The sequence below is a fragment of the Paraburkholderia sp. JHI2823 genome (assembly GCF_038900695.1).
In the GTDB taxonomy this organism is placed as follows: Bacteria; Pseudomonadota; Gammaproteobacteria; order Burkholderiales; family Burkholderiaceae; genus Paraburkholderia; species Paraburkholderia mimosarum.
Map to the genome: position 1 here is coordinate 1 of NZ_JAYMRY010000244.1, position 460 is coordinate 460.

At 39.1% G+C, this 460-nt stretch carries 1 protein-coding gene; it reads left to right on the forward strand.

All coding sequences use genetic code 11. The annotated features are described in order from the left end of the window. On the forward strand, window positions 1–358 hold a 358-nt coding region (locus VSR34_RS38515; protein WP_342965247.1), incomplete at its 5' end, for a hypothetical protein. Window positions 359–460 lie beyond the last annotated feature (102 nt).

Consider the following 460-nt stretch of genomic DNA (forward strand, 5'->3'; position numbering starts at 1 on the left):
GGCTAACTTGGTAACATTGCGTGATCCACCATCAAATCCCAATGTTTCACCTCCAAAATACAATCCAAACACCAAATGCGCCTATCACTCTAACAGCCCCGGACATGATACTTATCAATGTTGGGCTCTGAAATGCAAGATTCAAGACCTCATAGATAATAAGACTATTGAGTTTGATCCATCTACAACTCTAAAAGTTATAACTGCGCCAATTCCAAATCATGGCAAAGGTGTCAATGCAATTGAAGAAACTGCTTTTGTTTCCTCCGTTGAAGATTTGACTACTCCACTGACCATTGTTAAAGAATATTTGTTGAGAGCCAAGGTTTTCCCTGGTTGTTTCAAAGACTGTAATTGATGTGCTCTACAAAATAATGGATGCGAATGGCTAGAAAAAGGTGTTCAACGCCTGATAGATAGTCATGAGATCCTGTTTGAAAGAGCTTCGGCAATAAAAAGT